This window comes from Acinetobacter sp. CY17, assembly GCF_059515825.1.
Map to the genome: position 1 here is coordinate 28,225 of NZ_JCAKMX010000022.1, position 24,544 is coordinate 52,768.

25 protein-coding genes and 1 rRNA gene are annotated in these 24,544 nt (G+C 42.3%); 18 read left to right on the forward strand and 8 right to left on the reverse strand.

Annotated features, from left to right (window positions below; translation table 11 throughout):
* The first annotated feature begins 75 nt into the window (after positions 1 to 75).
* The 11 genes from AC5YCI_RS13610 to AC5YCI_RS13660 all read left to right on the forward strand — a co-directional run bounded on the left by AC5YCI_RS13610 (position 76) and on the right by AC5YCI_RS13660 (position 9,644).
* A complete protein-coding gene (locus AC5YCI_RS13610; RefSeq protein WP_496175704.1) occupies positions 76 to 915 on the forward strand; it encodes a metal ABC transporter solute-binding protein, Zn/Mn family in 840 nt (279 codons plus the stop codon).
* 171 nt (positions 916 to 1,086) lie between these two features.
* The gene (locus AC5YCI_RS13615; protein WP_496130312.1) at positions 1,087 to 1,479 is read left to right on the forward strand and encodes an ATP synthase subunit I; all 393 of its coding nucleotides are present in this window, start codon (positions 1,087 to 1,089) and stop codon (positions 1,477 to 1,479) included.
* 112 nt (positions 1,480 to 1,591) lie between these two features.
* Positions 1,592 to 2,467: a F0F1 ATP synthase subunit A gene (atpB, locus tag AC5YCI_RS13620; RefSeq protein WP_496175705.1), complete on the forward strand. Its 876-nt coding sequence runs from the start codon at positions 1,592 to 1,594 to the stop codon at positions 2,465 to 2,467.
* An 80-nt stretch (positions 2,468 to 2,547) separates the two neighbouring features.
* Positions 2,548 to 2,793: a F0F1 ATP synthase subunit C gene (atpE, locus tag AC5YCI_RS13625; RefSeq protein WP_104989258.1), complete on the forward strand. Its 246-nt coding sequence runs from the start codon at positions 2,548 to 2,550 to the stop codon at positions 2,791 to 2,793.
* A gap of 39 nt (positions 2,794 to 2,832) precedes the next feature.
* Complete coding sequence (locus AC5YCI_RS13630) at positions 2,833 to 3,303, forward strand: F0F1 ATP synthase subunit B (RefSeq protein ID WP_496130314.1); 471 nt, start codon at positions 2,833 to 2,835, stop codon at positions 3,301 to 3,303.
* Between the two features lie 12 nt (positions 3,304 to 3,315).
* A complete protein-coding gene (locus tag AC5YCI_RS13635; RefSeq protein WP_496130315.1) occupies positions 3,316 to 3,852 on the forward strand; it encodes a F0F1 ATP synthase subunit delta in 537 nt (178 codons plus the stop codon).
* Positions 3,853 to 3,894: 42 nt separating this feature from the next.
* Complete coding sequence (gene atpA, locus AC5YCI_RS13640) at positions 3,895 to 5,439, forward strand: F0F1 ATP synthase subunit alpha (protein WP_496130316.1); 1,545 nt, start codon at positions 3,895 to 3,897, stop codon at positions 5,437 to 5,439.
* Positions 5,440 to 5,528: 89 nt separating this feature from the next.
* A complete protein-coding gene (gene atpG / locus AC5YCI_RS13645) occupies positions 5,529 to 6,398 on the forward strand; it encodes a F0F1 ATP synthase subunit gamma (protein ID WP_496130317.1) in 870 nt (289 codons plus the stop codon).
* Positions 6,399 to 6,428: 30 nt separating this feature from the next.
* The gene (gene atpD, locus AC5YCI_RS13650) at positions 6,429 to 7,823 is read left to right on the forward strand and encodes a F0F1 ATP synthase subunit beta (protein ID WP_496130318.1); all 1,395 of its coding nucleotides are present in this window, start codon (positions 6,429 to 6,431) and stop codon (positions 7,821 to 7,823) included.
* Positions 7,824 to 7,849: 26 nt separating this feature from the next.
* Positions 7,850 to 8,269, forward strand: a complete 420-nt coding sequence (locus AC5YCI_RS13655; RefSeq protein WP_496130319.1) for a F0F1 ATP synthase subunit epsilon — start codon at positions 7,850 to 7,852, stop codon at positions 8,267 to 8,269.
* A 161-nt stretch (positions 8,270 to 8,430) separates the two neighbouring features.
* Positions 8,431 to 9,644 (forward strand): IS3 family transposase gene (locus AC5YCI_RS13660; RefSeq protein ID WP_496175706.1). Its coding sequence is split into 2 segments (ribosomal slippage): positions 8,431 to 8,758 and positions 8,758 to 9,644, totalling 1,215 coding nucleotides; the frame shifts between segments, so codons are not numbered across the junction.
* Here the strand turns inward: AC5YCI_RS13660 and blaOXA are convergent.
* Complete coding sequence (blaOXA, locus tag AC5YCI_RS13665) at positions 9,641 to 10,477, reverse strand: class D beta-lactamase (RefSeq protein ID WP_496175707.1); 837 nt, start codon at positions 10,475 to 10,477, stop codon at positions 9,641 to 9,643. The two genes, AC5YCI_RS13660 and blaOXA, sit on opposite strands and share 4 nt — an antisense overlap.
* Before the next feature lie 232 nt (positions 10,478 to 10,709).
* On the opposite strand from blaOXA, the gene AC5YCI_RS13670 reads away from it, so the two are divergent.
* A complete protein-coding gene (locus AC5YCI_RS13670) occupies positions 10,710 to 11,015 on the forward strand; it encodes a hypothetical protein (RefSeq protein WP_496130321.1) in 306 nt (101 codons plus the stop codon).
* Here the strand turns inward: AC5YCI_RS13670 and AC5YCI_RS13675 are convergent.
* The 4 genes from AC5YCI_RS13675 to AC5YCI_RS13690 all read right to left on the reverse strand — a co-directional run bounded on the left by AC5YCI_RS13675 (position 10,994) and on the right by AC5YCI_RS13690 (position 13,995).
* Positions 10,994 to 11,440 carry an AAA family ATPase gene (locus AC5YCI_RS13675; RefSeq protein ID WP_496130322.1) on the reverse strand — a complete coding sequence of 149 codons (447 nt, stop codon included), beginning with the start codon at positions 11,438 to 11,440 and terminating at the stop codon, positions 10,994 to 10,996. The two genes, AC5YCI_RS13670 and AC5YCI_RS13675, sit on opposite strands and share 22 nt — an antisense overlap.
* Before the next feature lie 65 nt (positions 11,441 to 11,505).
* Positions 11,506 to 12,498: a pirin family protein gene (locus tag AC5YCI_RS13680; RefSeq protein ID WP_496130323.1), complete on the reverse strand. Its 993-nt coding sequence runs from the start codon at positions 12,496 to 12,498 to the stop codon at positions 11,506 to 11,508.
* A 126-nt stretch (positions 12,499 to 12,624) separates the two neighbouring features.
* Complete coding sequence (locus AC5YCI_RS13685) at positions 12,625 to 13,197, reverse strand: PM1805 family lipoprotein (protein ID WP_496130324.1); 573 nt, start codon at positions 13,195 to 13,197, stop codon at positions 12,625 to 12,627.
* A 252-nt stretch (positions 13,198 to 13,449) separates the two neighbouring features.
* Positions 13,450 to 13,995 (reverse strand): glutathione peroxidase, encoded by a 546-nt coding sequence (locus AC5YCI_RS13690; protein WP_496130332.1) that lies wholly within the window; start codon positions 13,993 to 13,995, stop codon positions 13,450 to 13,452.
* A gap of 131 nt (positions 13,996 to 14,126) precedes the next feature.
* On the opposite strand from AC5YCI_RS13690, the gene AC5YCI_RS13695 reads away from it, so the two are divergent.
* Together AC5YCI_RS13695 and AC5YCI_RS13700 are read left to right on the forward strand one after the other, a co-directional pair.
* Complete coding sequence (locus tag AC5YCI_RS13695) at positions 14,127 to 15,023, forward strand: DMT family transporter (RefSeq protein ID WP_496130325.1); 897 nt, start codon at positions 14,127 to 14,129, stop codon at positions 15,021 to 15,023.
* A 10-nt stretch (positions 15,024 to 15,033) separates the two neighbouring features.
* On the forward strand, positions 15,034 to 15,915 hold the full coding sequence (locus tag AC5YCI_RS13700; protein ID WP_496130326.1) for a DMT family transporter: 882 nt from the start codon (positions 15,034 to 15,036) through the stop codon (positions 15,913 to 15,915).
* Positions 15,916 to 16,284: 369 nt separating this feature from the next.
* Here the strand turns inward: AC5YCI_RS13700 and tsaC are convergent, their stop codons facing one another.
* Genes tsaC through AC5YCI_RS13715 form a run of 3 tightly spaced genes read right to left on the reverse strand, consistent with a single transcriptional unit; the run spans position 16,285 to position 19,236 of the window.
* On the reverse strand, positions 16,285 to 16,854 hold the full coding sequence (gene tsaC, locus AC5YCI_RS13705; RefSeq protein WP_496130327.1) for an L-threonylcarbamoyladenylate synthase type 1 TsaC: 570 nt from the start codon (positions 16,852 to 16,854) through the stop codon (positions 16,285 to 16,287).
* 46 nt (positions 16,855 to 16,900) lie between these two features.
* A complete protein-coding gene (gene dprA / locus AC5YCI_RS13710) occupies positions 16,901 to 18,061 on the reverse strand; it encodes a DNA-processing protein DprA (RefSeq protein ID WP_496130328.1) in 1,161 nt (386 codons plus the stop codon).
* A 20-nt stretch (positions 18,062 to 18,081) separates the two neighbouring features.
* Positions 18,082 to 19,236, reverse strand: a complete 1,155-nt coding sequence (locus tag AC5YCI_RS13715; protein ID WP_496130329.1) for a LysM peptidoglycan-binding domain-containing protein — start codon at positions 19,234 to 19,236, stop codon at positions 18,082 to 18,084.
* Positions 19,237 to 19,356: 120 nt separating this feature from the next.
* Here AC5YCI_RS13715 and def point away from each other — a divergent pair, with 120 nt between their 5' ends.
* The 4 genes from def (at position 19,357) to AC5YCI_RS13735 (ending at position 24,500) form a co-directional block, all read left to right on the forward strand.
* Entirely contained in the window at positions 19,357 to 19,875 is a 519-nt protein-coding gene (gene def / locus AC5YCI_RS13720; RefSeq protein ID WP_496130330.1) for a peptide deformylase, read from the forward strand.
* A 69-nt stretch (positions 19,876 to 19,944) separates the two neighbouring features.
* A complete protein-coding gene (locus AC5YCI_RS13725) occupies positions 19,945 to 20,337 on the forward strand; it encodes a DUF2946 domain-containing protein (protein ID WP_496130333.1) in 393 nt (130 codons plus the stop codon).
* 70 nt (positions 20,338 to 20,407) lie between these two features.
* Positions 20,408 to 22,456, forward strand: coding sequence for a TonB-dependent copper receptor (locus AC5YCI_RS13730; RefSeq protein WP_496175708.1), 2,049 nt, complete (start codon positions 20,408 to 20,410; stop codon positions 22,454 to 22,456).
* Positions 22,457 to 22,963: 507 nt separating this feature from the next.
* Positions 22,964 to 24,500, forward strand: a 16S ribosomal RNA gene (locus AC5YCI_RS13735).
* The last annotated feature ends 44 nt before the right edge of the window (positions 24,501 to 24,544 follow it).

The window sequence follows — 24,544 nt, forward strand, 5'->3', positions numbered from 1 at the left end:
GTTTCGATTACGCGTAGGTATTTTTGTCGAGTTGTTATATTATAACAACAGTTAAAAATTTAGCGATTTCTCCTCATGTCCCGTTTAATAGCATTTGTGTCACTGGTTTTGTTTACGAGTTTATCGTGGGCGCAAGGTCTAGTCGTGTCTACACAGCCGATCTATCTCATTGCCAAGGAAATTACCAAAGGGGTAGAAAAACCAACTTTGTTATTGGCGGAACAATCAGGACATGATGTCAGTTTAACGCCCAATCATCGTAAGTTGATTCAAGATGCCTCGTTGGTATTGTGGTTAGGTAAAGCACATGAAGCCCCTTTAGAAAAACTATTGGCCAATGATGGCAAAGCGATTGCGTTATTAGATTCGGGTATTTTACAAACCCTGCCGCTACGTAATACCCGCGGAGTGGCGATTAAAAACAGTGTAGATACCCATGTGTGGTTAGATCCAAATAATGCGGTACGTATTGGATTCTTTATTGCGGCGCTACGTTCACAACAAATGCCTGAAAAGCGTGAAATGTATTGGAATAATGCCAAACAATTTGCGCAAAGCATGTTATTAACTGCACAAAAATATACGCATAGTAGTACGGGTAAAAGCTATTGGGCTTATCATGATGCCTATCAATATTTAGAGCGTCCGCTCAAGCTGAAGTTTGCTGGTGCTTTAACCGATGATCCACATGTGGGGGCAACGGTTGCGCAAATTAAATATCTTAATGACAACCGTCCATATCGTAAAATGTGCTTACTTGCTGAAGGACATGCGAGCAAAAGTCAGTATCAAAAATTAGGCAATATCGTGTTTAGCACGGTAGATGAAAGCATGAGTCATGAGACGAATTTTGTGCAAGCGTGGCAATCATTGGCTGATAAAACTCATGAGTGTGTATTAAATGCACGAAAGTAAAGCAAAAAATATGCAAATTGCTAGGTTTATTGATTACATGCCAACATACAAAAAAACGCGACTAAGGTCGGGAAAAGATTGCATGTTCAGGGGTGTAACTCTATAATGCCTGCGATTAAAAACGATCATCAGCTAAACTTGTCAAGCGTCATTGCTGTGAGTGGATAAAAAATGAGCCGAACTAGTCGCTTGATTGACCGACGATTAGCGAAAGCTTTGGTCTTCTTACAAGCATGCATGATTCCTGTTTCAGCCTTGATAGGATGGGTTGTAAAAGACTCAACCGTGGCCTTAAGTGCAGCTTTAGGTGCATTTGTCTGTTGGCTCGCGAGTTGCTACTTTACGTGGCAATCTTTTCGTACAGCAGGCGCTCGAGCTTCTCAACAAGTTTATTTGAACATGTTTAGAGGCTTAATGGGTAAGTTTGCGATTGTGATCGTAGGATTCGTTTTGATTTTGAGTAATGTCGAACCGTTGTCAGCGGGGGCATTGTTCTGTGGTTTTATTCTCGTTCAAGCCATGTCGTGGGTCGCACCTTTTTGTGTGTCACGTCTAAAACGATGAGTATCAGCACAAGCAAAAATTGAAAAGTTTTTTGGAGTTGAGCGAGATATCAAGCAGCACGCGATGTTCGCTTATCTCTATATTAGTATTTGACATTGACCAGGTGTGATTTATGGCTGCTGAAGAACATGCCCTTACTTCGACCGAGTATATCAAGCATCACTTGACTAACATGACCTATGGCAAAATGCCAGACGGTTCGTGGAAGTTAGCTGAAACTGCTGAAGAAGCTCAACAGATGGGGTTCACTGCTATTCATTTGGATTCAATGGGTTGGTCAATTGGCCTTGGTATCATTTTCTGTTTTCTGTTCTGGGTTGCAGCGAAAGCTGCAAACGCTGGTGTTCCGACCAAGTTCCAGTCTGCAATTGAAATGATTATCGAGTTCATTGACTCAAATGTTCGCGACACTTTTCATGGCAAATCGCGTTTAATCGCACCGCTTGCATTGACCATTTTCGTGTGGATTTTCCTCATGAACTTGATGGACTTAATCCCAGTTGACTTTATCCCGTATACAGCTCAATTGATCGGTGCACACGTATTTGGCATGGACCCGCATCACGTCTACTTTAAGATTGTTCCAACAACAGATATCAACGTGACTTTAGGTATGTCGTTGTCTGTTTTTGCTTTAATCTTCTTCTACGGTATTCGTGCGAAAGGTTTAGGTGGTTTTGCAGGCGAATTTGCATTCAACCCGTTTAGTTCAAATAATATTGTATTTAAAATTTTACTAGTTCCAGTAAATTTAGTTTTAGAGTTAGCTACTTTCCTAGCACGTCCAGTTTCATTGGCTCTACGACTGTTTGGTAACATGTACGCAGGTGAGTTAATCTTCATCCTAATTGCATTATTACCGTTCTGGATCCAATGGGCATTGTCTGTACCTTGGGCAATTTTCCATATTCTTGTAATTACACTGCAAGCTTTCGTATTTATGATGTTGACCATCGTGTACTTAAGTATGGCAAGTGAAAAGCATTAATCGTATTTTTTTATCTAATTGTTCGTTAATGGTTAGATGATTATTAGTTTTGATTTAACCTAACATTTGAGGATTTTTTCATGGAATTAGTACTTGGTTTGTCTGCTATTGCAGTCGCAATCTTAATTTCTTTTGCTGCATTAGGTACTGGTATTGGTTTCGCACTATTAGGTGGTCGTTTCCTAGAAGCTGTTTCTCGCCAGCCTGAGCTTGCTCCACAACTTCAAACACGTATGTTCATCGTAGCGGGTCTTCTTGATGCGATCCCAATGATCAGTGTTGGTATTGGCTTATTTATCCTATTCGCTAATCCATTTGTAGGTTAATCAGCTTAATTCCGAAATTCACTATTTGAGGAATTTGCAATGAATATCAACCTCACATTGTTTGGCCAAGCGATTGCGTTTGCGATGTTTGTCGCATTCTGCATGAAGTTTGTATGGCCACCACTAATCAATGCGATTAGTGAGCGTCAGCGTAAAATTGCTGACGGCTTAAATGCGGCTGAGAAAGCAAAAGCTGACCTTGCGGATGCGCAAGCACAAGTAAAAGCTGAACTCGACGCAGCTAAAGCACAAGCGGCTCAATTGATCGAACAAGCGAACCGTCGCGGTGCGCAATTGGTAGAAGAAGCGCGTGCTCAAGCAGCAGCTGAAGGTGAGCGCATTCGTCAACAGGCTAAAGAAGCTGTTGATACTGAAATCAATGCGGCTCGCGAACAATTACGTCAACAAGTGGCTGCTCTTGCAGTAGCTGGTGCTGAGAAAATTCTTAGCCAGCAAGTTGATGCAGAAGCTCACAATGCCATGCTGACTCAGCTGGCTGCTAAACTTTAAGAGAGGCGGATTATGGCTGAACTCTTGACGTTGGCACGCCCTTACGCAAAAGCAGCATTTGCTTACGCTTCTGAGCAAAACGCAGCTGACTCTTGGTCAACTGCGCTTAACTTGCTCAGTGCTGCGGTGCAAGACGAAGCATTTTCAGCTTATCTAAATCGCCCTGAGCTTAATCCTGCTGAGCAGGTAAGTCTTTTTGCTAAAGTTTTAGGTGAAGACCAAACCGCAGCAGTGTCAAACTTTTTGACATTGCTTGCTGAAAATGGTCGTTTGAGTCTTCTACCTGAAATTGCAGCGGAATACGAACAGCTTAAATCACAGAATAACAATATTGTGGATGTCGTGATCGAATCGGCTTTTCCATTAACTTCTGTACAAGAACAACTACTTGCACATGCCTTAGAGAAGAAATTCCAAGCAGCAGTAAATGTTTCTGTAGAAGTGAACCCAGCGTTAATTGCGGGTGTTGTTATTCGTGCAGGCGACCAAGTGATAGATGATTCTGCGCTTAATAAGCTTGAAAAAATGCGGACTCGTCTTCTTGCGTAATTGCTCGAAGACTGAACTTTAAAAAGATTGAGGTATAGCGCAATGCAACAACTGAATCCATCCGAGATCAGTGCGCTCATTAAACAGCGTATCGGCGATCTGGACACCAGCGCAACCGCTAAAAACGAAGGTACCATTGTTATGGTATCTGACGGTATTGTGCGCATTCACGGTCTTGCTGACGCAATGTACGGTGAAATGATCGAATTCGACGGCGGCCTTTATGGTATGGCACTGAACCTAGAACAGGATTCAGTGGGCGTCGTTGTTTTAGGTAACTACTTAAGCCTTCAAGAAGGTCAAAAAGCGCGTTGCACAGGTCGTGTATTAGAAGTTCCGGTTGGTCCAGAACTTTTAGGCCGTGTAGTTGATGCTCTTGGTAACCCGATTGATGGTAAAGGCCCGATCGATGCAAAATTAACTGATGCTGTTGAAAAAGTAGCACCAGGCGTAATTTGGCGTCAATCAGTGGATGAACCTGTACAAACTGGTTATAAATCAGTAGATACAATGATTCCAGTTGGCCGTGGTCAGCGTGAGTTGATCATTGGTGACCGTCAAACTGGTAAAACAGCGATGGCGATCGATGCGATTATCGCACAGAAGAATTCTGGCATTAAATGCGTATACGTAGCTGTTGGTCAAAAACAATCAACAATCGCGAACGTTGTACGTAAGTTAGAAGAAACTGGCGCTATGGCGTATACAACTGTTGTAGCAGCAGCGGCAGCGGATCCAGCAGCAATGCTTTTCCTTGCTCCGTACTCTGGCTGTACAATGGGTGAATACTTCCGTGACCGCGGTGAAGACGCATTAATTATTTATGATGATTTGTCTAAGCAAGCTGTTGCTTACCGTCAAATTTCATTGTTATTACGTCGTCCACCAGGTCGTGAAGCGTATCCAGGTGACGTATTCTATCTTCACTCACGTCTTCTTGAGCGTGCTTCGCGCGTTTCTGCTGACTATGTTGAGAAATTCACCAACGGTGAAGTTAAAGGCCAAACTGGTTCTTTAACTGCATTACCGATTATTGAAACTCAAGCGGGTGACGTATCTGCATTCGTACCAACAAACGTAATTTCGATCACTGACGGTCAGATCTTCTTAGAAACATCATTATTCAACGCAGGTATTCGTCCTGCTGTGAACGCGGGTATCTCTGTATCTCGTGTTGGTGGTTCTGCGCAGACTAAAGTGATCAAAAAACTGTCTGGCGGTATCCGTACTGCTCTTGCACAGTACCGTGAATTAGCAGCGTTTGCTCAGTTCGCTTCTGACCTTGATGAAGCAACTCGTAAGCAACTTGAACACGGTCAACGCGTAACTGAGTTAATGAAGCAAAAACAATACGCTCCATACTCAATCGCTGACCAAGCTGTTTCAATTTATGCATCTAACGAAGGCTACATGGCTGACGTAGAAGTGAAGAAAATCGTAGACTTTGATGCTGCGTTAATTTCTTACTTCCGTTCAGAGCACGCTGCGTTAATGCAAAAAATTGATGAGACTGGTGCTTGGGATAAAGACATCGAAGCAGCATTCAAATCAGGTATTGAAACGTTCAAAGCGACTCAAACTTACTAATTTCAACAATTGTTGGATTTAGTGTTGGTTTGGTTCACGGAATCAACCTTCGGAGGCTCGAAAGGGCCTTCGAATACTAGGTTAAGCGTATGGCAAATTTAAAAGAAATTCGCGCCAAAGTAGCTAGTATCAAAAGCACGCAGAAAATTACTCGCGCGATGCAGATGGTGGCAGCTTCTAAGATGCGTCGTGCGCAAGAGCGCATGGCTCAAGGCCGTCCGTATGCCGAAAATATGCACCGTGTAATTGCTCATTTGGTTCAAGCGAATCCTGAATATAAACACCGTTATATGGTTGAACGTCCTGTAAAGCGCGTTGGCTATATTATCGTGTCTTCAGATCGCGGCCTTGCTGGTGGTTTGAACATTAACTTGTTCAAAAAAGTGGTTAAACACGTTCAACAGCAACAAGAGCAGTCAATTGAAGTTCAATTTGCTTTGATTGGTCAAAAAGCGGTTTCGTTTTTTAAAAACTACGGCGGTAAAGTGCTTGGCGCAACGACGAATGTCGGCGATGCACCAAGTCTTGAACAGTTATCTGGTTCTGTACAGGTGATGTTAGACGCTTATGATAAAGGCGAGTTAGATCGCATTTATTTAGTGTCTAACGGCTTTGTCAACGCCATGACTCAAAACCAAAAGATCGAACAACTCGTTCCTTTAGCAGCTGCTGAAGAAGGCGAGAGTCTGAACCGTCAATACGGTTGGGACTACATCTATGAGCCAGGAGCTGAAGAGCTTTTAAATGGCTTATTGGTTCGTTACATCGAGTCTGTGGTGTATCAAGGTGTGATCGAAAACATCGCGTGTGAGCAGTCTGCTCGTATGGTTGCAATGAAAGCTGCAACAGATAACGCGGGTGAGTTGATCAAGAACCTACAACTTATTTATAACAAGCTGCGTCAAGCCGCGATTACTCAGGAAATCTCTGAGATCGTTGGTGGTGCCGCTGCCGTTTAACATATATTAGTTTGAATTGAGGAGACAGCAATGAGTAGCGGTCGTATCATTCAGATCATCGGCGCGGTTATCGACGTCGAGTTTGAACGTAACAGCGTTCCTAAGATCTATGACGCTCTCCAAGTTGACGGTACTGAAACTACATTAGAAGTTCAGCAACAACTTGGTGATGGCGTAGTTCGTACTATTGCAATGGGTTCTACTGAAGGCCTTAAGCGTGGTTTGAACGTAACTAACACACAAGCGCCGATCTCTGTACCAGTAGGTACAGCATGTTTAGGCCGTATCATGGACGTTCTTGGTCGCCCGATCGATGAAGCTGGTCCTGTTGCGACTGAAGCGCGTTTACCAATTCACCGCTCTGCGCCTTCTTATGCAGAACAAGCGGCTTCTACTGACCTTTTAGAAACTGGTATTAAAGTCATCGACTTACTATGCCCGTTCGCGAAAGGTGGTAAAGTTGGTCTGTTCGGTGGTGCCGGTGTTGGTAAAACTGTAAACATGATGGAGTTGATCAACAACATCGCGAAAGCACACTCAGGTTTATCTGTGTTTGCTGGTGTTGGTGAGCGTACTCGTGAAGGTAACGACTTCTATCACGAGATGAAAGACTCAAACGTTCTTGACAAAGTAGCGATGGTTTACGGTCAGATGAACGAGCCACCAGGTAACCGTTTACGCGTAGCGTTAACTGGTCTTACTATGGCTGAGTACTTCCGTGACGAGAAAGACGAAAACGGTAAAGGCCGTGACGTATTATTGTTCGTAGACAACATCTACCGTTATACACTAGCAGGTACTGAAGTATCAGCACTTCTAGGTCGTATGCCATCTGCAGTAGGTTACCAACCGACTCTTGCAGAAGAGATGGGTGTTCTTCAAGAACGTATTACATCGACTAAGTCTGGTTCTATTACGTCAATCCAAGCGGTATACGTACCTGCCGATGACTTAACAGATCCATCACCTGCAACTACGTTCGCTCACTTAGACGCAACTGTAGTATTAAGCCGTGATATCGCATCTCAAGGTATTTACCCTGCGATCGACCCGCTTGACTCTACTTCACGTCAGTTAGACCCACTTGTTGTAGGTCAAGAGCACTATGCAATTGCACGTCAAGTTCAAAACGTTCTTCAACGTTATAAAGAATTGAAAGACATTATTGCAATTCTTGGTATGGACGAATTGGCTGAAGAAGACAAACTTACTGTATACCGTGCACGTAAGATCCAACGTTTCTTCTCTCAACCGTTCCACGTAGCTGAAGTATTTACTGGCGCGCCTGGTAAACTTGTACCACTTAAAGACACAATCCGTGGCTTTAAAGGTCTTCTAGCTGGTGAATACGACCACATCCCAGAACAAGCGTTCTACATGGTTGGTGGTATTGACGAAGTTATTGCTAAAGCTGAGAAACTTTAATTAGTTCCCTAATTTAGGAGATTCTCATGGCGACTATGCAATGTGATGTTGTAAGTGTTCAAGAGTCTTTGTACTCAGGCACAATCAGCATGATTATCGCAAAAGGTGCTAGTGGTGAACTCGGTATTATGCCTGGTCATACACCATTGGTAACTTTGCTCAAGCCTGGCGCGATTCGTGTTGTGCTTGAAAATGGTACAGAAGAGTTGATCTATGTATCTGGTGGTGTTCTAGAAGTTCAACCGCATGTTGTTACGGTGCTTGCAGATACTGCAGTCCGTGCAGAAAACTTAGATGAAGCAGCAATTATTGAAGCACGTAAAAATGCTGAAAACTTGCTTGCAAATCAAAAGAGCGATTTGGACGCTGCTGCTGCATTAGCTGCTCTTGCAGAAACTGCTGCTCAGTTAGAAACGATCCGCAAAATCAAAAACCGCGCTCAATAAGAGACGGTTTAAGATTGAAAAAACCACCCGCAAGGGTGGTTTTTTTATGGCTTGAATTAATGAATCAAATAATATTTAACTTCTGCAATGTATTAACCCCCAATTAAAACGGACACTCACAATTAAGACCTAGGCATAGAACTAGAGTTAAGGAGTGTCTTATGGAACGTATTGAAGTTATTACATCTGTTCAGCGTCGTAGACGTTATACAGGTCAAGAGAAAGCACAGTTTGTTGCTATGACCATGCAACCAGGATCATCCGTTTCCTCCGTTGCTAGACAGTATGGAATTACGCCAAGTTTGCTGTTTAAATGGAAGAAACTTATGCAAGATGGTGGAGTAACTGCCGTGGAAGCGAATGATCAAGTCGTGAGTGTTTCAGACTACAATTCATTATTAAAAAAAATAAAACAGCTTGAACAGATGCTCGGTCGAAAGACCGTTGAAGCAGAAATTCTCAAAGATGCATTAGAGATCGCTCAGACAAAAAAGTACATATCGCACATGCCCTTATTACCACCAGACGATACCCAACACAACAAATAGCACGAACACTCGGTGTGTCGAGATCGAACTTGTATCGTCGTTTGAAGCAACCGAATATGAAGTCTCGTTCGAGGTATAACAAGGCGGATGATCACATTCTACTGCCGATCATTCGGGATATTTGCGACCAACGACCAAGTAATGGCTATCGGCGTGTTACAGCGCATCTTAATCGCAATTTACAGGCGAGTAATCTCATACTGAAGCAGGTAAATCATAAGCGTATCTACCGTATCATGAAACAGAATGATTTACTCCTGACTCGATCTGAGCCACTTCAAAACGATCGTACACACGAGGGAAAAGTCATTATGTCAAAATCGAATATGCGTTGGTGTTCCGATGGCTTTGAGATTAAATGTTGGAATGGCGAAAAGGTACGAGTGATCTTTAGCCTAGATTGCTGTGATCGAGAGATCATGAGCTACGCTGTAACGACCGCAGGGATTAGCAGTGAGATGGTCTGTGATGTACTCGTGCAGAGTATAGAACGACGCTTCGGTGTGGTCTCTCATCTTCCACATATGATTGAATGGCTTACAGATAATGGTAGCTGCTACATCGCCCATGCAACACGTGTATTTGCTCAGTCATTAGGGTTTCGTATTTGCACAACACCTATCCGTAGTCCACAGAGTAATGGAATGGCTGAGGCTTTCGTTAAAACTTTTAAACGGGATTATGTGTATCTGAATGATGTACCTGATGCACAAACAGTTATACGATGTTTACCCAATTGGATTGAAGATTACAATTGCAATCATCCGCATAGTGGGCTAAAAATGAAATCTCCTCGAGAATTTCGATCGCTAAAATTAGCAAGTTAACTGTCCGTTTTTACGGGGGCTAATACATGCAATGACTTGATGAGAAGTTCCTTATGAAGATTTGGATCCATTCCTTGTTTCATTTGTATATTTAGAACATAAGGAATAACTTCACGATTTGCAGTTTCAATCCATCCAACAAGCCAACCGACATCGTATGGTTGAGTTGTTCCCCAACCTGTTTTGCCATACAGCTTGTAACTTGGATGAGTTTCAATGAGCAACATTTCACTGACAGTCTGTTGCACTTCAGGTCTAAAGGGCAAGGTATTGTGTGAAAGTTTAGTAATAAAGCCTAAAAACTGACGAGGGCTAATTTCTAAGGGGCCATCAAGCCAAAAACGATCAATCACATCGCCCATGGTTTCATTACCATAATGCAGGCGTTTTAACTCCGCCTGCATAAGTTTGCAACCAATACGCTTGGCGATCTCTTGATATACAGGCACAGTAGATAACTGCATAGCTTCAACCATACTCATGTCTTTTTGCCAATGTGTATAGGCACGAGGCTGACCATCCCATTTAAAAATTTCGTTGGGATTGCTTTTATGATATTCAAGCGCAACCAATGCATTGAATATTTTAAAGCTCGAAGCAGGAATAAAGAATTGATCTGCCCTATGCAGCTGATTTCCTGTAATCACTATTTGATCATTTTTTTGAAATAACAACACACCTGCAGTATTGGCTTTGGTAAAGCTCTGTGCAATATCCTGCTGAATTTGGCTTAGGCGCTGTGCATCAGTTTGAACACTTGGCGCTGATGAGACACAAGCGGTCAGCAAAATTGTGCTACACAGAATGGTGAGTAAGGCGGTACTTTTTTTCATATTTAAGAGATGTATTTTGTGGTGACGCAAGAGAAAATTTTCTATTGCTCATCATTTTGATTAGATAAATCGCTTGATAGCCTTGGCTCTGGTTTATTATTTCAAAGTTTTACTACTTAAGCTCAAGATAAAAGAATTTTTAATTAAAGCACAGTGAAAGTTTGAACGTGCATTTAATCATGAAAGCTTTTTTATGCTATACATTTATTTTTTACAACATCACAATTAAAAAATGAAGCTGATCCAACAACAACCCCATTTTTGGGAACTTTATCAACAACAAGACCAATATTATTTAGGCTTTGCCGTAGATACAGGCGATGCGATGCACTGCTGGCATTTACAATTAACTCAGCAGCAAATTTTAGCTTACCAAGAGCAGGGTAGAGCCGCCATAGAGCAACTTGCCAAAGATTTTAGCCACCAAGTCTACCAAGCCAATTTTAAACAACTAAAAGCACAGCAAGTTGACCCACTAACAGAAGCAAAGATGCAGGTTGCGTTTAAGGCATGGCGTCAAACAGCATCAAATACTTGAATTGAAAACTCGCCATTACCTATAATTTTGACCTGATATATTGCGCTAAAGCCTTCGCGCAATGTTGGCTTTTCAAGTTTTCTATAGGTTGCTCGTACGCCAATTTCAGGAATCTGGGCTTTAGCTATTCGCTGATTATTTCTAATTAAAGTACTTTTTAAATCGGTATCAAAATAATAAGCAATCACTTCAAAACCAGCAGCTTTTGCTCGCGCGATATAACGACTGCGTGCCTCGATATTTATGTTGGTGTTATCAATCACCATTTTAGTTTTAGAAGCTAGAGCGGCTTCAAAGAGCAAATTTTCACGGTGCCTTGTTTTGAGCATATCTAAATTTAAACGTAAATGTGTAGTATAAAAATACTGCTGATAAAAGGTCGATTTACCCGAAGCTTGTACGCCACAAAAAATAATTAATTGCATCAAAATAAGCTGCTTTTATAACACTAAGAGCAGCATAGGGTGGTTTTCACATAAGCACAAGTTGCTTATTTTTCAGGGAATTCTTGGCGTTTACCTCCGCCATAGGTTGCAAAGCGTGCTTGTTCACGTTTAAAAGTAGGTGCAGAACTTGGCCATGGCCAATTGCCAAATTGGGTCGCGCGATAACGACGAAAAGCAGCATCAAGTTCTTGTTCACTATTTAAAACAAAAGGCCCACGCATGGCTACAGGTGCGCCAATTGGTTCGCCTTCTAACCATAAAATTCGTGCTTCTTTATCACCCGCGGTTAAGGTGACCTCTACATCAGCTTGAAGCTCAATGAGATGCTTAAACTTCACTGTTTGACCAAATAATTCAAGATTTGAGCCTTGATAGAAATAGGCAAAACGCGTTGAAGTTGCAGTGGTTGCAGGTAGGGTCACTTGAGCATGTGCTGGAATTTGTAGCAGGAAAATATTGACGTGATTTTCTTGTGCTGCTGCCCAAGAGTGTGGCGGACGGGGAAGTGCTTTTTGATCATGTAATCGCCCTGAAATAACGCGAATATCAGTGGTTTGACCATTGGCATCTTTTAAATAGACATGCGGAATGTGTTCACGCCACAGCATTTTATAATCTGGATCTTGTTGTTTTTGTTCGGGTGATGAATTAAACCAAATTTGAAACAATTCCATGGTATTGGCGCGATCTTCATGAATTAAAGGAAACATTTCACAATGTTCAATCCCATTGCCTGTGGTCAGCCATTGCACGTCGCCTGCGGCATAACGTCCGCCATTGCCTAAAGAATCAAAATGATCCACCACACCTTGCTCTACTAGGGTGATAGTTTCAAAACCAGTATGCGGATGTTCAGGAAAACCTGGGACAGTCTCGCCATAGTGCATGCGATATTCATGATTTAAGGCAGGATGTTGAGGACCTAAATCAGCATTGCCTTCAGGAAAATAATCAATATGATGCGCGGTAAAGATAAAAGGGTCTTTGAGATCTAAACGAAATTCTACTGGGACAATAGAATAGATAGCCTGTTGCATACAGCTCTCCTTGCCTTTTTAATTTATTGTTATGCTAGCAAGCTGGTTATTTTTTCGTGTTGTACTATGGCTATTGGGTTGTATAAAGTCAGTGAAGCCTATGCTTAGGCTTCACTGTCATATGTCTTAAGATTCAGCTTCTTTTTGTGGCAGTAGCAGACCTGCTAGTTTCAGCATCTCAGCTTGTACATTGCCCATTTGTGCCTCAATTTGCTTAAAATCAACTTGGCTAAAATTGAGTTGACCGTTTAGAAACTCGGAGGCTAACACTTTTTCATTGGCCTCAATAATATTGTGGCGAATGTCGGCAATTTCCTGACTTTTTAGATCAAGGCTATTTAAAGCTTGGTTAAAGCCTGTTAATTGACTATGTAAATTTTTGGCAGCAGCCTCTAATTTTTCATGATCTTGTAAATCAACTGCTTGTTGCAAGTCAGTTTGGGTCTGTTGCAAGTCAGCAATGTAACTACCTGCTTTTAACTGTACATCAGCAACGTCGCGTACCATATAAAACATACTGCCTGATTTGAGTTCACTGGTTTGCGCTGTTGTTTCTTCAGTCACCTGTTGTTCTAAATTGACATTGGTTTCAGGCTGGGCAGTTGCTTCAGGGGCAGGGGTTTGGCCACAGCCCAGCATTACAAGACCAAAACTAAATAACACAATTGGCGTTGCCATGCTTTGCAAAATCTTTCTCATGCCTAATTAGATCCAATATTCAATGTATAGAGTAAGATACGACAGAAATATGACAACAATATGGATTGTTGCAAAGGCATAACAAAAAATAAAAAAGAGTGCCTAAGCACTCTTTTTTTCAGCAAGATCATTTGAAAGACTTGATAGATGTTGGAATATATAGTCACCGTCAATATTCATCCAATGCAACAACTTGTATTGAATAAAAAGTAAAGTATCTAAGAGGTATAGATACTTTACGGAATGTATAATTTATTTGGCTAATTCAGCTGCAATGGCATCGCTAATACGCGCATCATCTGCGGCAATGTCTGGAGCAAAACGTGCCACCACTTCACCATTTTTATTGACCAAGAATTTCTCAAAGTTCCAAAGCACTTCAGGCGGTTGATTTGGTGTTAAACCATAATCAGTTAAATCTTTCACCCATGGACCTTCACCAATACGCTCCGGAATTGCTTGGGTTAATGCTTGGTAAAGCGGGTGTTTATCTTCGCCGACAACCGTAATTTTGCTAAACAATGGGAAATCAATTTGGTAATTTACACTACAAAATTGTTGAATTTCTTCATTACTTCCTGGTTCTTGTGCCAAGAAATCATTAGATGGAAAAGCTAAGATTTCTAAGCCAGCGCTTTTTTGATCATTGTAAAGTTTTTGTAGGCCTTCGTATTGTGAGGTGAGGCCACATTTAGAAGCCACGTTTACAATCAGCAGCACTTTACCTTGATATTGATTTAATGTGGTTTCTGCGCCATTGATGGTGACTACAGGAATATTGTATACAGAAGTCATTATGACTGATCCTTATTTGTTTTTAAGCAACTGATGTTGTAGCGAGAAAATGCGATACGAGCAAGTGAAAACTTGTACAGCTGATCTAGAAAAGCCCGCTAAAATGGCAGCAAGTTAAAATAAGATGCTGTGCTATGACCACACCCACTGCCACTACTCAGACTCATTCAATTTGGTTATATAGTTTTCCGCTGATTCCAGTGGTGATTTGGGCGCTGAATATGGTGGTTACACGTTATGCTGCTCATGTGATTGAGCCAGTGAGTATTAGTTTTTGGCGTTTACTGATTGCCTTAATGGTTATCGCACCTTTTGTATTTAAAGCACTCATCCAACAAAAACAGCAAGTGTTTGCACATTTGGGTCAGCTAACTGTGTTGGCAAGTCTGGCCATGCTGATTTATCAGTGTTTGTCTTATTGGGCAGGGCATAGTACCACTGCCACTAATATGAGCATTATCAATGCTTTTATTCCTATTTTTACCATTTTCGTCAGCTTCATTATTCTGACTGAAAAGCCCAATCAATACGGAATATTTGGAAGTATCCTCTCTATCACAGGTTTACTATTTTTAATATCACGAGGTCAACCAATGACTTTATTGCAGGGCATTTTTCATTTTGGTGATGGCCTAATGATTATTGCGGTGCTGAGCTATGCACTATATGGCGTGTTATTACGTGCCTGGCAATTGCCTTTAAATTTAGGGGTGAGTTTATTTGCACAAACACTCTTGGCCCTACTCCTGCATATCCCTTTGTTATTGGTGTTTGGTTTGCAACCCTTAGATCAAGCTAATGTGAGCAGTGTGATGTATGCGGCGCTACTTCCTTCAATTGTGGCACCATTTATGTGGATGAAAGCTATGCAAACTTTGGGACCTAATCGTTCAAGTATGTTTACGAATTTGGGGCCCATTATTACCGCACTTGTGGCTTATTTTTATTTGGGTGAGCAGTGGATGTATTACCATACATTAGGTACCATCATGGCCATTGCAGGCGTGATGTTGGCGCAAAAGAAAAATTAAGGACAATACAATGAAACAAAGCCGGATGGCTTGGTGGGCAGTGTTATTACCCATTGGTGCAGTATTAATTTGGTCATTAAATATTGTGGTGACACGTTACGTCACTGAATTTATTGAACCTATCAGTATTAGTTTTTACCGATGGTTTATTGCATGGCTCATTTTGAGCCCATTTATGCTACTACCTGTGTGGCAGCAACGTCAGCAGATTAAGCCTGCTCTTGGCAAGATTGCTATTCTGAGTGCTTTTGGCATGTTGCTGTATCAAGGTCTGGCCTATAGTGCGGCGCATTATACGACGGCCACCAATATGGGCTTAATTAATGCTTTCATCCCTATTTTTACCATTTTTGTGGCGCTGCTGATTTTAAAACAACGCCCTAACCGTTATGCGGTTATTGGCAGTGCGTTATCTTTTTTAGGCTTATTATATGTGATTGGCCAAGGACAATTGGCGGCAATACTCAGCCTCGGTCAGCATAGTGGCGATCTTGTTATGCTACTAGCAGTGTTTTTCTATGCTTTTTATGGAGTATTTTTAAAGAAGTGGCAATTGTCTTTGCCACTGATGATCATGCTGTATATGCAAATCTGTTTCGCGGTCCTGTATCACTTACCCTTCATCGCGTATATAGGCCTAGATACATTAACGAGCGCCAATATTTTAAGCGTATTATATGCAGCGGTTTTTCCATCTTTGCTAGCACCTTTACTGTGGATGCTAGCCATTCAAAAATTAGGCCCCAATAGCACCAGCATTTTTATGAATTTAATGCCAATTTTTACCGCTATGATCGCCTATGTTTGGCTCAATGAAGCATGGACCATCTATCACAGCATAGGAGGTGGGGTGATTTTGGCAGCCGTTTTTTTAGCACAGCGTAAAGCTTGAGTCTAAAAATTAAGCAGCCACATGGCTGTAAAAAATATTTTTATTGAAGTTGTTCTAAAAGAACTTCAGTTTTTCAAATATGGAAAATTGATAATTCTTTTAAAACTAAATACAAAATAGTCAGATACGTTGAACAAATAGGTAAAAATATAATTAGCTAATACATTTTATATATTAATTGAGTTTAAAAATATATTTGTTAAAAACAAGTGATTAGAACATAATACCGCCATCGCAAATACTTAAGTAATTCTTAAAGATCTTAAGTAGGCACCAGATTGAAAGACCCTCTGGATGTGATTTACACATCCTTTTTATGCTCAGCCGTCCCTATATGGCTGAGCTTTTTTTTGCCTAAAATTTAATGATTTAGGCTCGAATCACTGCACCTGTTTCAGCGTCTAAAATGCGACTTGGTTCACGGCTTAAGCCTAAATCACCATTTAAATAATTTAATTCTTGGGCGAAATATTGACTAGCATCTTGTAAAGAACGTGCAGGTTCAAGTCCTGCTGGATTGGCACTGGTAGAGACGATAAAACCATCAAAAGCATTGCATAGTGCTACGCATAAAGGATGCGTCGTAACACGTACCGCGACCTTTGGATGATTGCCTTTGATCCACGTTGGAATTTCATTGGTCGCAGGCAATAGCCATGTGGTGGCACGTTCGTTGGCACTGCGATTGGTCCATGAGGCAATCACTTGTTCACGAATACTCGTTTGCAAATGTGCCAACAAAGGTTCCACTTGATGCAGACTGGCAGCCAGTAAAATTACCCCTTTTTCCATCGGACGCTGTTTTAAGCGTAAGATCTCTAAAAATGCCTGTTCGTTATATGGGTCACAACCTAGACCCCAAACAGCCTCTGTAGGGTAAGCTAAAACTTGTCCTTGTTTGAGACATTGTGCCGCTTCAGCAACAGAGGTCGTAATCATATACATCTTTCCCTTAACTTGATGGATGGAAAGACTATTGTGAACCTTATTGACCTGAACCACAACGCAGGTATAAACCTGACTGTTGCATCGCTAACCCAAGGAGTTCAAGTTCCATTAATTGGCCTGTTAAGCTGGCTGCATGGTCATTTAATTTCAAACACAGTTGGTCTAAATCCTGACCTTGCCAATCGAGTACGGCGTAGAGCGCTGCTAAATGTTCAGGTACAACAGTCTTGCTGGTTTTAGGCAGTAGAGGGGGTGTGCGATCAGAGACGTTTGATTTGCGCTGGCTCTGTTGTTGATGTTGCCATGTAGTGGCTAAAGCTAAGTCTTCAAGCACTTGTTCAGGATGATCCACTAAGGTTGCGCCTTCACGAATGAGTAAATGGCAACCTTGATGATACTCATCATAGATATAACCTGGAATTGCAAAAATATGTTTACCTTGTTCCGCAGCAATTTTAGCAGTAATGAGCGAGCCACTTTTTAAAGTTGCTTCAGCCACAATAATACCTAGGCTTAAACCACTGACAATTCGGTTACGCCGTGGAAAATGATGTTGTAAGGGCTGAGTGAAGGGTAAAAGTTCACTAATCACTGCACCACCTTGGGCAATGATTTGTTGTCTTAATTGCAAATGTTGGCTGGGGTAGGTTGTTTCTAAGCCAGTGGCAATAACCGCCAAGGTACGCCCATGTAGTAAGCCACCTTTATGTGCAGCTTCATCAATCCCTAAGGCTAGACCGCTATTAATATAAAATCCTTTTTCACTTAAATAATACGCAAAATCATAAGCTACTTGTCGGCCATGTGGACTGGGTTTACGACTGCCTACAATCGCAATTTGTGCTTCATTTAAAATAGAGACATCACCCTGACCAAATAAAATAGGTGGCTTGTCATTATAGGTGTTGAGTTGTTGTGGATAGTCAGCATCATCTAAACACAGTACAAAATCACTATGTTGCTGAATAAGGTCTAAAGTTTTTTGGAAATGATCTTGAACGGCAGCTTGTTCAAAGTCTTGAACACGTTTTAGATGGCTGCGATGTAAATTCAAGCTGGCCCAGTCATGTCGCGCTGTAAAGGCGGCTTGGACTGAGCCATAATGCTGGATGAGTTTATAAAAACTCGATAAGGAATGTTGCACCAAATACCAGAGACGTATGGTATCAAGTTGATTCTGTGAGAGTTGCTGCAACATACCTCACCTCACTTTAGAGATTAGTCATCACTGTCCGGTGCCACTAAATGAGCACCGACTTTAATGGGTAATTCACTATTTAGAATATAGCCATAGCTGAATTGATCAAAGGTTTTAAAGACCATGACATGCCCAATACGTTGTCCTGGGAGCTGAATCCGTTCTTTGGTTTTTGGATCGGTGACAATTTCGCCTTGTTGTGAAAGTGCAAAAACATGGCCACTTTGTACGCCGTGTTGGCTACCACGATCTAAAGTGACGACGCTACCTTGAGCTGCTGTACCAATTGAACCTTGTACACGAATCACTTTACCCTCTGGCACGACATGATCTGCCTCTACAGGGTAGAACAAAGTTGGCAACATTGGGTCGTAAATTGGTAAAACACGATCACCACGACGGACTTCGTAGTTGTAAGTGTCGGTAATTTCTAGGGTGGTTATATCATCCGTATTTTTGCTGGCAATGGCTGTCGCGACTTGTGTCAGTTCTAAAGCAATTGGATATTTGCGTCCTTTCGCATCTACTGCTGTATAAGGTTCACCTTCACGGTAAATTGCATAGCGTTGACCTGATTCTAAACCAGCACCACGTGCATAAACTGTTTGTCCTTTGGCTGCTAACACACGTTGATCAGCTGCACCCACAATATAAGGCGTTGCATCTAGTGCATCAGGGCCAATAATATGTGAGCGTTCTAAAAAGTTTTTGATATCATCTAAGGCAATTACAGGAATGGCATTGTTAGTCGATTCTAAACGCACTTGAGGTCTTAAGTTTTGACTGCCTAAGTAGCGATTAATAATGCCTTCACAACCATCACCTTCATCTTTACCCAAAATTGGACGACCTTGATAATCGCACATTAAGAGGCGGTCACCAGGGAAAATCCAATGCGGATTTTTGACATGTTTATTGCTGGCCCAAATTTCACGCCAGCGTAGCGGATTTTTTAAAAAACGTTTTGAAATGTCCCACAAGGTATCGCCTTTTTTGACAATATACACGTTGGGTGCATTGGCTTTTAAAGCAGGTGGATTAATATTACGTGCCGGCGCAGCTTCAGCGACACTGATAAAAGCCAGCCCCAAACTGGTACATATTGCAACAGCCAATAATTGCTGCTTAAACCCCAAGACACGAAAAATAGCAGTGTCTGTCAAAACCTTTTTCATTATCATAATTCCTAAAATTATGTATGTAGTTGCGTTATAATAACGATCTTACACACAATTTTCTGATGAAGCATTCCTTCATTGGGTTTTTTAATTCAATGGCAGAATTGAGGACGCAGTATGGCCTTGTTACCTATTTTAAGTTTCCCGGATCCCCGTCTTCGTACCATTGCGAAACCTGTCGAAGAAGTTACTGATGAAATTCGTCAGCTTGCTGCAGATATGTTTGAAACGATGTATGCAGCGCCCGGCATTGGCTTGGCTGCGACCCAAGTTGACCATCATATTCAATTGATCGTGATGGATTTATCTGAGAACAAAGATCAACCTTTGGTTTTCATTAATCCAAAAATTACCCCACTGACGACAGAGACCCAACCGTATGAAGAGGGCTGTTTATCAGTGCCCCAAATATACGACAAAGTTGAGCGTCCGTCACGCGTAAAGATCGAAGCAATTAACCTTGAAGGTCAAGCATTTGAGATGGAAGCAGATGAACTTCTGGCAGTTTGTATTCAGCATGAAATGGATCACTTAAACGGTAAACTTTTTGTCGATTATCTCTCACCACTCAAACGTCAACGTGCACGTGAGAAAGTGGAAAAAGTGTTACGTCAACGTCAAAAAGTGCAACGTTAAGCAAAGAGGCTGCTTTTTTCTGCCACTTTGTTATACTTAAACCCATACTCAAGGTATGGGTTTTTGTTTTTGTATCAGCGCAGTGCTTTACTGCTGTCTTTTGCAGCCGTGTTTTTACAGATTGCTGTGTTTTTACAGCCTTTATTGCCAGCACATTATCAAGTGGCGCCGGTCTGTGAAACTATTGCCCAAGCTTTACTGCATTCACATTCAGAAACACATGCACATCATCACGCTGTAGAGCAACAACATGAGCATCAGCATCATGATGCTAATCATCAGTGCCAATATTGTACGGTATATGGCAATTTAGTTTTACCACCTGAATTATCGGTTAAGGAAGTACTAGACCGTATTCAAGTGCGTTTTGCTGCCTGGCAAAATAATGCCGCCTATGTTTGGTTTGTTCTACAACGCTTATTTTTATTGCCGCAAGGGCGAGCTCCACCACTTTTTGCATAAATTTCGATCAATTTTTTAGGGTCTTTGTTGGCTCTAGCCTACTCGTATTTATGTTTTAAGTGAGATGATCATGACATCAGGTCAGTTTTTATTACAGCCTCTAGCGGCTGCCATGGCGATCGCCTATTCAAGTACAATTTTTGCGGCTCAAAATTCAGAAAATCAACCTCTATCCTTAGCGCCAATTGTGGCAACAGCACAGCAAGGCAATGATGCCCATGGTTTAATTGTACGCGCTGATCCTAAACAGCCGATTCAACCCATTCCAGCTGCAGATGGGGCGGATTATTTGCAAAGTATTGTGGGATTTAGCGCCGTGAATAGTGGTGCAGGTACCAATGGTGACGTGACCTTCCGCGGTATGTTTGGTTCAAGAATTAAAATTTTGACCGATGGTACAGAAAACCTTGGTGCTTGCCCAAGTCGAATGGACTCGCCAAGCTCATATATTTCACCTGAAAGTTATGATCAAATTTCAGTGATTAAGGGTCCACAAACCGTTCAATATGCCAATACGGGCTCGGCCGCTACAGTGATTTTTGAACGTAGACCTGAGCAATTTGATCAGGATCACAATTATCGTGGTCAAGCCAGTGTTGTGGTTGGTTCTTATGGGCGCTTAGACCATAACATTGAAGCTGCTGTGGGCGATGAACACAAATATATCCGTTTGAATACCAATCGTTCGGTTTCAGATAGCTATCAAGATGGTGATGGTAACACTGTGCCTTCGGATTGGCAGCGTTGGAATGCTGATCTGGCTTTGGGTTGGACACCAAATCAAGATACTTGGTTAGAGTTGACCGCAGGTAAGGCTGATGGTGAAGCGGTGTATGCTGGACGCGCGATGGATGGATCTAAATTTGCCCGTGAGAGTTTAGGCCTACGTGCTGAAAAGAAGAACTTAACTGATCATGTAAAAAAACTCGAAGCTCAAGTGAATTACAACTTTAATGATCATGTGATGGATAACTTTAGCTTGCGAGAGTTTAACCCTGCAGGCGGTATGAAAATGCCAATGGCCACCAATGTTGCACGTCAAACTTTAAATGCCCGAGTGGCCATGACTACAGAGTGGGATAAGCTGCAATTGATCAGCGGCTTAGATAGTCAACGTAATCGTCATAGCATTCGTAAAGGTATGCATAACAGTTATAAGGATCTGCCACGCGAAACTGATATGCAGTTTCAATCTTATGGTGCTTTTACGGAACTAAGCTATGACTTGGGTGACGATAATCGTGTGGTCACAGGGCTGCGTGTTGATCAGGTTCAGGTCCAAGATCAACGTGCGAGTACTCAAACAGGTTTAAATCGTGAACGAGAGCAGACTTTACCTAGTGCTTTTATCCGTTTTGAAAACATTCATCCCGAACACGATGACGGCAAAACCTATATTGGCTTAGGGTATGTAGAGCGTATGCCGGATTACTGGGAGTTATTTAGTCCAAAATCAGGTAATGGTCATCTCAACACCTTTAACCATGTGGATACTGAAAAAACTTTACAGCTCGATCTTGGCTATCAACATCATCATGCGGGTTGGAATTCTTGGGTATCGGCTTATGCAGGTTTAGTGCAGGACTATGTTTTAACGACATATCAAGCTACAGGTATGCAAGGTGCTTTAGAGGCACATAGTCGTAATGTAGACGCTACAATTGCAGGTGCAGAAGCCGGTATTGGCTATCAATTTACTGATGCAATCTCTGCAGATCTAAGTGCGATGTATGCTTGGGGTGAAAATACCACTGACCATACTGCTTTGCCACAAATTGCACCTCTAGAGGCGCGTATTAATCTGCGTTATAGCCAAGATAAATATAACTTAGGACTACTCTGGCGTATGGTTGATGATCAAGACCGTGTCAGTGTCGGTGAGGGAAATATTGTGGGTTATGACCTGAAGCCAAGTCATGGTTTTGGCACACTCGCAGTCAATGCGACCTATCATTTAAGACAGGGTGTTGATCTGGCAGTCGGAATTGATAATGTATTAGATAAAAGCTATGCCGAACACTTAAATAAAATGGGTAATGCTGGCATTGGCTTAGCGGGTAATGAGCAATTTAATAATATTGGCCGTAATTATTGGGCACGTCTAAGTATGAAGTTCTAAAACTATGTCACAAGCCAAAGCCGATTTTTCGCTTTGGCTTGTTCTTGGCTCTGATCAGAATCAAAAACGGCTGTTTTGCATTGATTTAACTGAAAAAAACTAGATTCTAAAACCAAAAGGAATCAATTTGGTATAAATTATTAAAAATATTTTCCCATAAAAATCATTGTCTTATATTTTTTTGAGTTGATTTAATCAACATTTAATTAAAAAAGAGCTTGTTAGTGTTACATTTTTATTTATAATGCTCATCCATCGGCAGTGATTGAAATAAATCGCTTGACTCTTGTGAGAATAAGAGTATTATAGCCGACTACTTGCTTCTGACGAAGATGCAAGAAAATCATTAAGAGATTATGAAGAACAACTTGTGTGGATTTTTACTGGTTGATCAATCGAATATATTTTCATTGATAATTGGTAAGAATTTCTCGAAGTTTATTTGAGCAAATTTTTTGTCAGTAATTGATGAGCCAAGATTGGTGCCCTATAGGCACTATTGATTTTAAACTGAAGAGTTTGATCATGGCTCAGATTGAACGCTGGCGGCAGGCTTAACACATGCAAGTCGAGCGGATGAAGGTAGCTTGCTACTGGATTCAGCGGCGGACGGGTGAGTAATGCTTAGGAATCTGCCCATTAATGGGGGACAACAGTTGGAAACGACTGCTAATACCGCATACGCCCTACGGGGGAAAGCAGGGGATCTTCGGACCTTGCGTTAATGGATGAGCCTAAGTCGGATTAGCTAGTTGGTGGGGTAAAGGCCTACCAAGGCGACGATCTGTAGCGGGTCTGAGAGGATGATCCGCCACACTGGGACTGAGACACGGCCCAGACTCCTACGGGAGGCAGCAGTGGGGAATATTGGACAATGGGCGAAAGCCTGATCCAGCCATGCCGCGTGTGTGAAGAAGGCCTTTTGGTTGTAAAGCACTTTAAGCGAGGAGGAGGCTACTTAGATTAATACTCTAGGATAGTGGACGTTACTCGCAGAATAAGCACCGGCTAACTCTGTGCCAGCAGCCGCGGTAATACAGAGGGTGCGAGCGTTAATCGGATTTACTGGGCGTAAAGCGTGCGTAGGCGGCTTTTTAAGTCGGATGTGAAATCCCTGAGCTTAACTTAGGAATTGCATTCGATACTGGGAAGCTAGAGTATGGGAGAGGATGGTAGAATTCCAGGTGTAGCGGTGAAATGCGTAGAGATCTGGAGGAATACCGATGGCGAAGGCAGCCATCTGGCCTAATACTGACGCTGAGGTACGAAAGCATGGGGAGCAAACAGGATTAGATACCCTGGTAGTCCATGCCGTAAACGATGTCTACTAGCCGTTGGGGCCTTTGAGGCTTTAGTGGCGCAGCTAACGCGATAAGTAGACCGCCTGGGGAGTACGGTCGCAAGACTAAAACTCAAATGAATTGACGGGGGCCCGCACAAGCGGTGGAGCATGTGGTTTAATTCGATGCAACGCGAAGAACCTTACCTGGTCTTGACATACAGAGAACTTTCCAGAGATGGATTGGTGCCTTCGGGAACTCTGATACAGGTGCTGCATGGCTGTCGTCAGCTCGTGTCGTGAGATGTTGGGTTAAGTCCCGCAACGAGCGCAACCCTTTTCCTTATTTGCCAGCACTTCGGGTGGGAACTTTAAGGATACTGCCAGTGACAAACTGGAGGAAGGCGGGGACGACGTCAAGTCATCATGGCCCTTACGACCAGGGCTACACACGTGCTACAATGGTCGGTACAAAGGGTTGCTACCTCGCGAGAGGATGCTAATCTCAAAAAGCCGATCGTAGTCCGGATTGGAGTCTGCAACTCGACTCCATGAAGTCGGAATCGCTAGTAATCGCGGATCAGAATGCCGCGGTGAATACGTTCCCGGGCCTTGTACACACCGCCCGTCACACCATGGGAGTTTGTTGCACCAGAAGTAGGTAGTCTAACCGTAAGGAGGACGCTTACCACGGTGTGGCCGATGACTGGGGTGAAGTCGTAACAAGGTAGCCGTAGGGGAACCTGCGGCTGGATCACCTCCTTAACGAAAGATTGGCGACCGGTAAGAATCCACAACAAGTTGTTCTT

Excerpts from the sequence above, each read along its gene's own strand:
- AC5YCI_RS13610 (WP_496175704.1), top strand. The coding sequence starts at position 76 with ATGTCCCGTTTAATAGCATTTGTGTCACTGGTTTTGTTTACGAGTTTA.
- AC5YCI_RS13615 (WP_496130312.1), top strand. The coding sequence starts at position 1,087 with ATGAGCCGAACTAGTCGCTTGATTGACCGACGATTAGCGAAAGCTTTG.
- atpB (WP_496175705.1), top strand. The coding sequence starts at position 1,592 with ATGGCTGCTGAAGAACATGCCCTTACTTCGACCGAGTATATCAAGCAT.
- atpE (WP_104989258.1), top strand. The coding sequence starts at position 2,548 with ATGGAATTAGTACTTGGTTTGTCTGCTATTGCAGTCGCAATCTTAATT.
- AC5YCI_RS13630 (WP_496130314.1), top strand. The coding sequence starts at position 2,833 with ATGAATATCAACCTCACATTGTTTGGCCAAGCGATTGCGTTTGCGATG.
- AC5YCI_RS13635 (WP_496130315.1), top strand. The coding sequence starts at position 3,316 with ATGGCTGAACTCTTGACGTTGGCACGCCCTTACGCAAAAGCAGCATTT.
- atpA (WP_496130316.1), top strand. The coding sequence starts at position 3,895 with ATGCAACAACTGAATCCATCCGAGATCAGTGCGCTCATTAAACAGCGT.
- atpG (WP_496130317.1), top strand. The coding sequence starts at position 5,529 with ATGGCAAATTTAAAAGAAATTCGCGCCAAAGTAGCTAGTATCAAAAGC.
- atpD (WP_496130318.1), top strand. The coding sequence starts at position 6,429 with ATGAGTAGCGGTCGTATCATTCAGATCATCGGCGCGGTTATCGACGTC.
- AC5YCI_RS13655 (WP_496130319.1), top strand. The coding sequence starts at position 7,850 with ATGGCGACTATGCAATGTGATGTTGTAAGTGTTCAAGAGTCTTTGTAC.
- blaOXA (WP_496175707.1), bottom strand. The coding sequence starts at position 10,477 with ATGAAAAAAAGTACCGCCTTACTCACCATTCTGTGTAGCACAATTTTG.
- AC5YCI_RS13670 (WP_496130321.1), top strand. The coding sequence starts at position 10,710 with ATGAAGCTGATCCAACAACAACCCCATTTTTGGGAACTTTATCAACAA.
- AC5YCI_RS13675 (WP_496130322.1), bottom strand. The coding sequence starts at position 11,440 with ATGCAATTAATTATTTTTTGTGGCGTACAAGCTTCGGGTAAATCGACC.
- AC5YCI_RS13680 (WP_496130323.1), bottom strand. The coding sequence starts at position 12,498 with ATGCAACAGGCTATCTATTCTATTGTCCCAGTAGAATTTCGTTTAGAT.
- AC5YCI_RS13685 (WP_496130324.1), bottom strand. The coding sequence starts at position 13,197 with ATGAGAAAGATTTTGCAAAGCATGGCAACGCCAATTGTGTTATTTAGT.
- AC5YCI_RS13695 (WP_496130325.1), top strand. The coding sequence starts at position 14,127 with ATGACCACACCCACTGCCACTACTCAGACTCATTCAATTTGGTTATAT.
- AC5YCI_RS13700 (WP_496130326.1), top strand. The coding sequence starts at position 15,034 with ATGAAACAAAGCCGGATGGCTTGGTGGGCAGTGTTATTACCCATTGGT.
- tsaC (WP_496130327.1), bottom strand. The coding sequence starts at position 16,854 with ATGATTACGACCTCTGTTGCTGAAGCGGCACAATGTCTCAAACAAGGA.
- dprA (WP_496130328.1), bottom strand. The coding sequence starts at position 18,061 with ATGTTGCAGCAACTCTCACAGAATCAACTTGATACCATACGTCTCTGG.
- AC5YCI_RS13715 (WP_496130329.1), bottom strand. The coding sequence starts at position 19,236 with ATGAAAAAGGTTTTGACAGACACTGCTATTTTTCGTGTCTTGGGGTTT.
- def (WP_496130330.1), top strand. The coding sequence starts at position 19,357 with ATGGCCTTGTTACCTATTTTAAGTTTCCCGGATCCCCGTCTTCGTACC.
- AC5YCI_RS13730 (WP_496175708.1), top strand. The coding sequence starts at position 20,408 with ATGACATCAGGTCAGTTTTTATTACAGCCTCTAGCGGCTGCCATGGCG.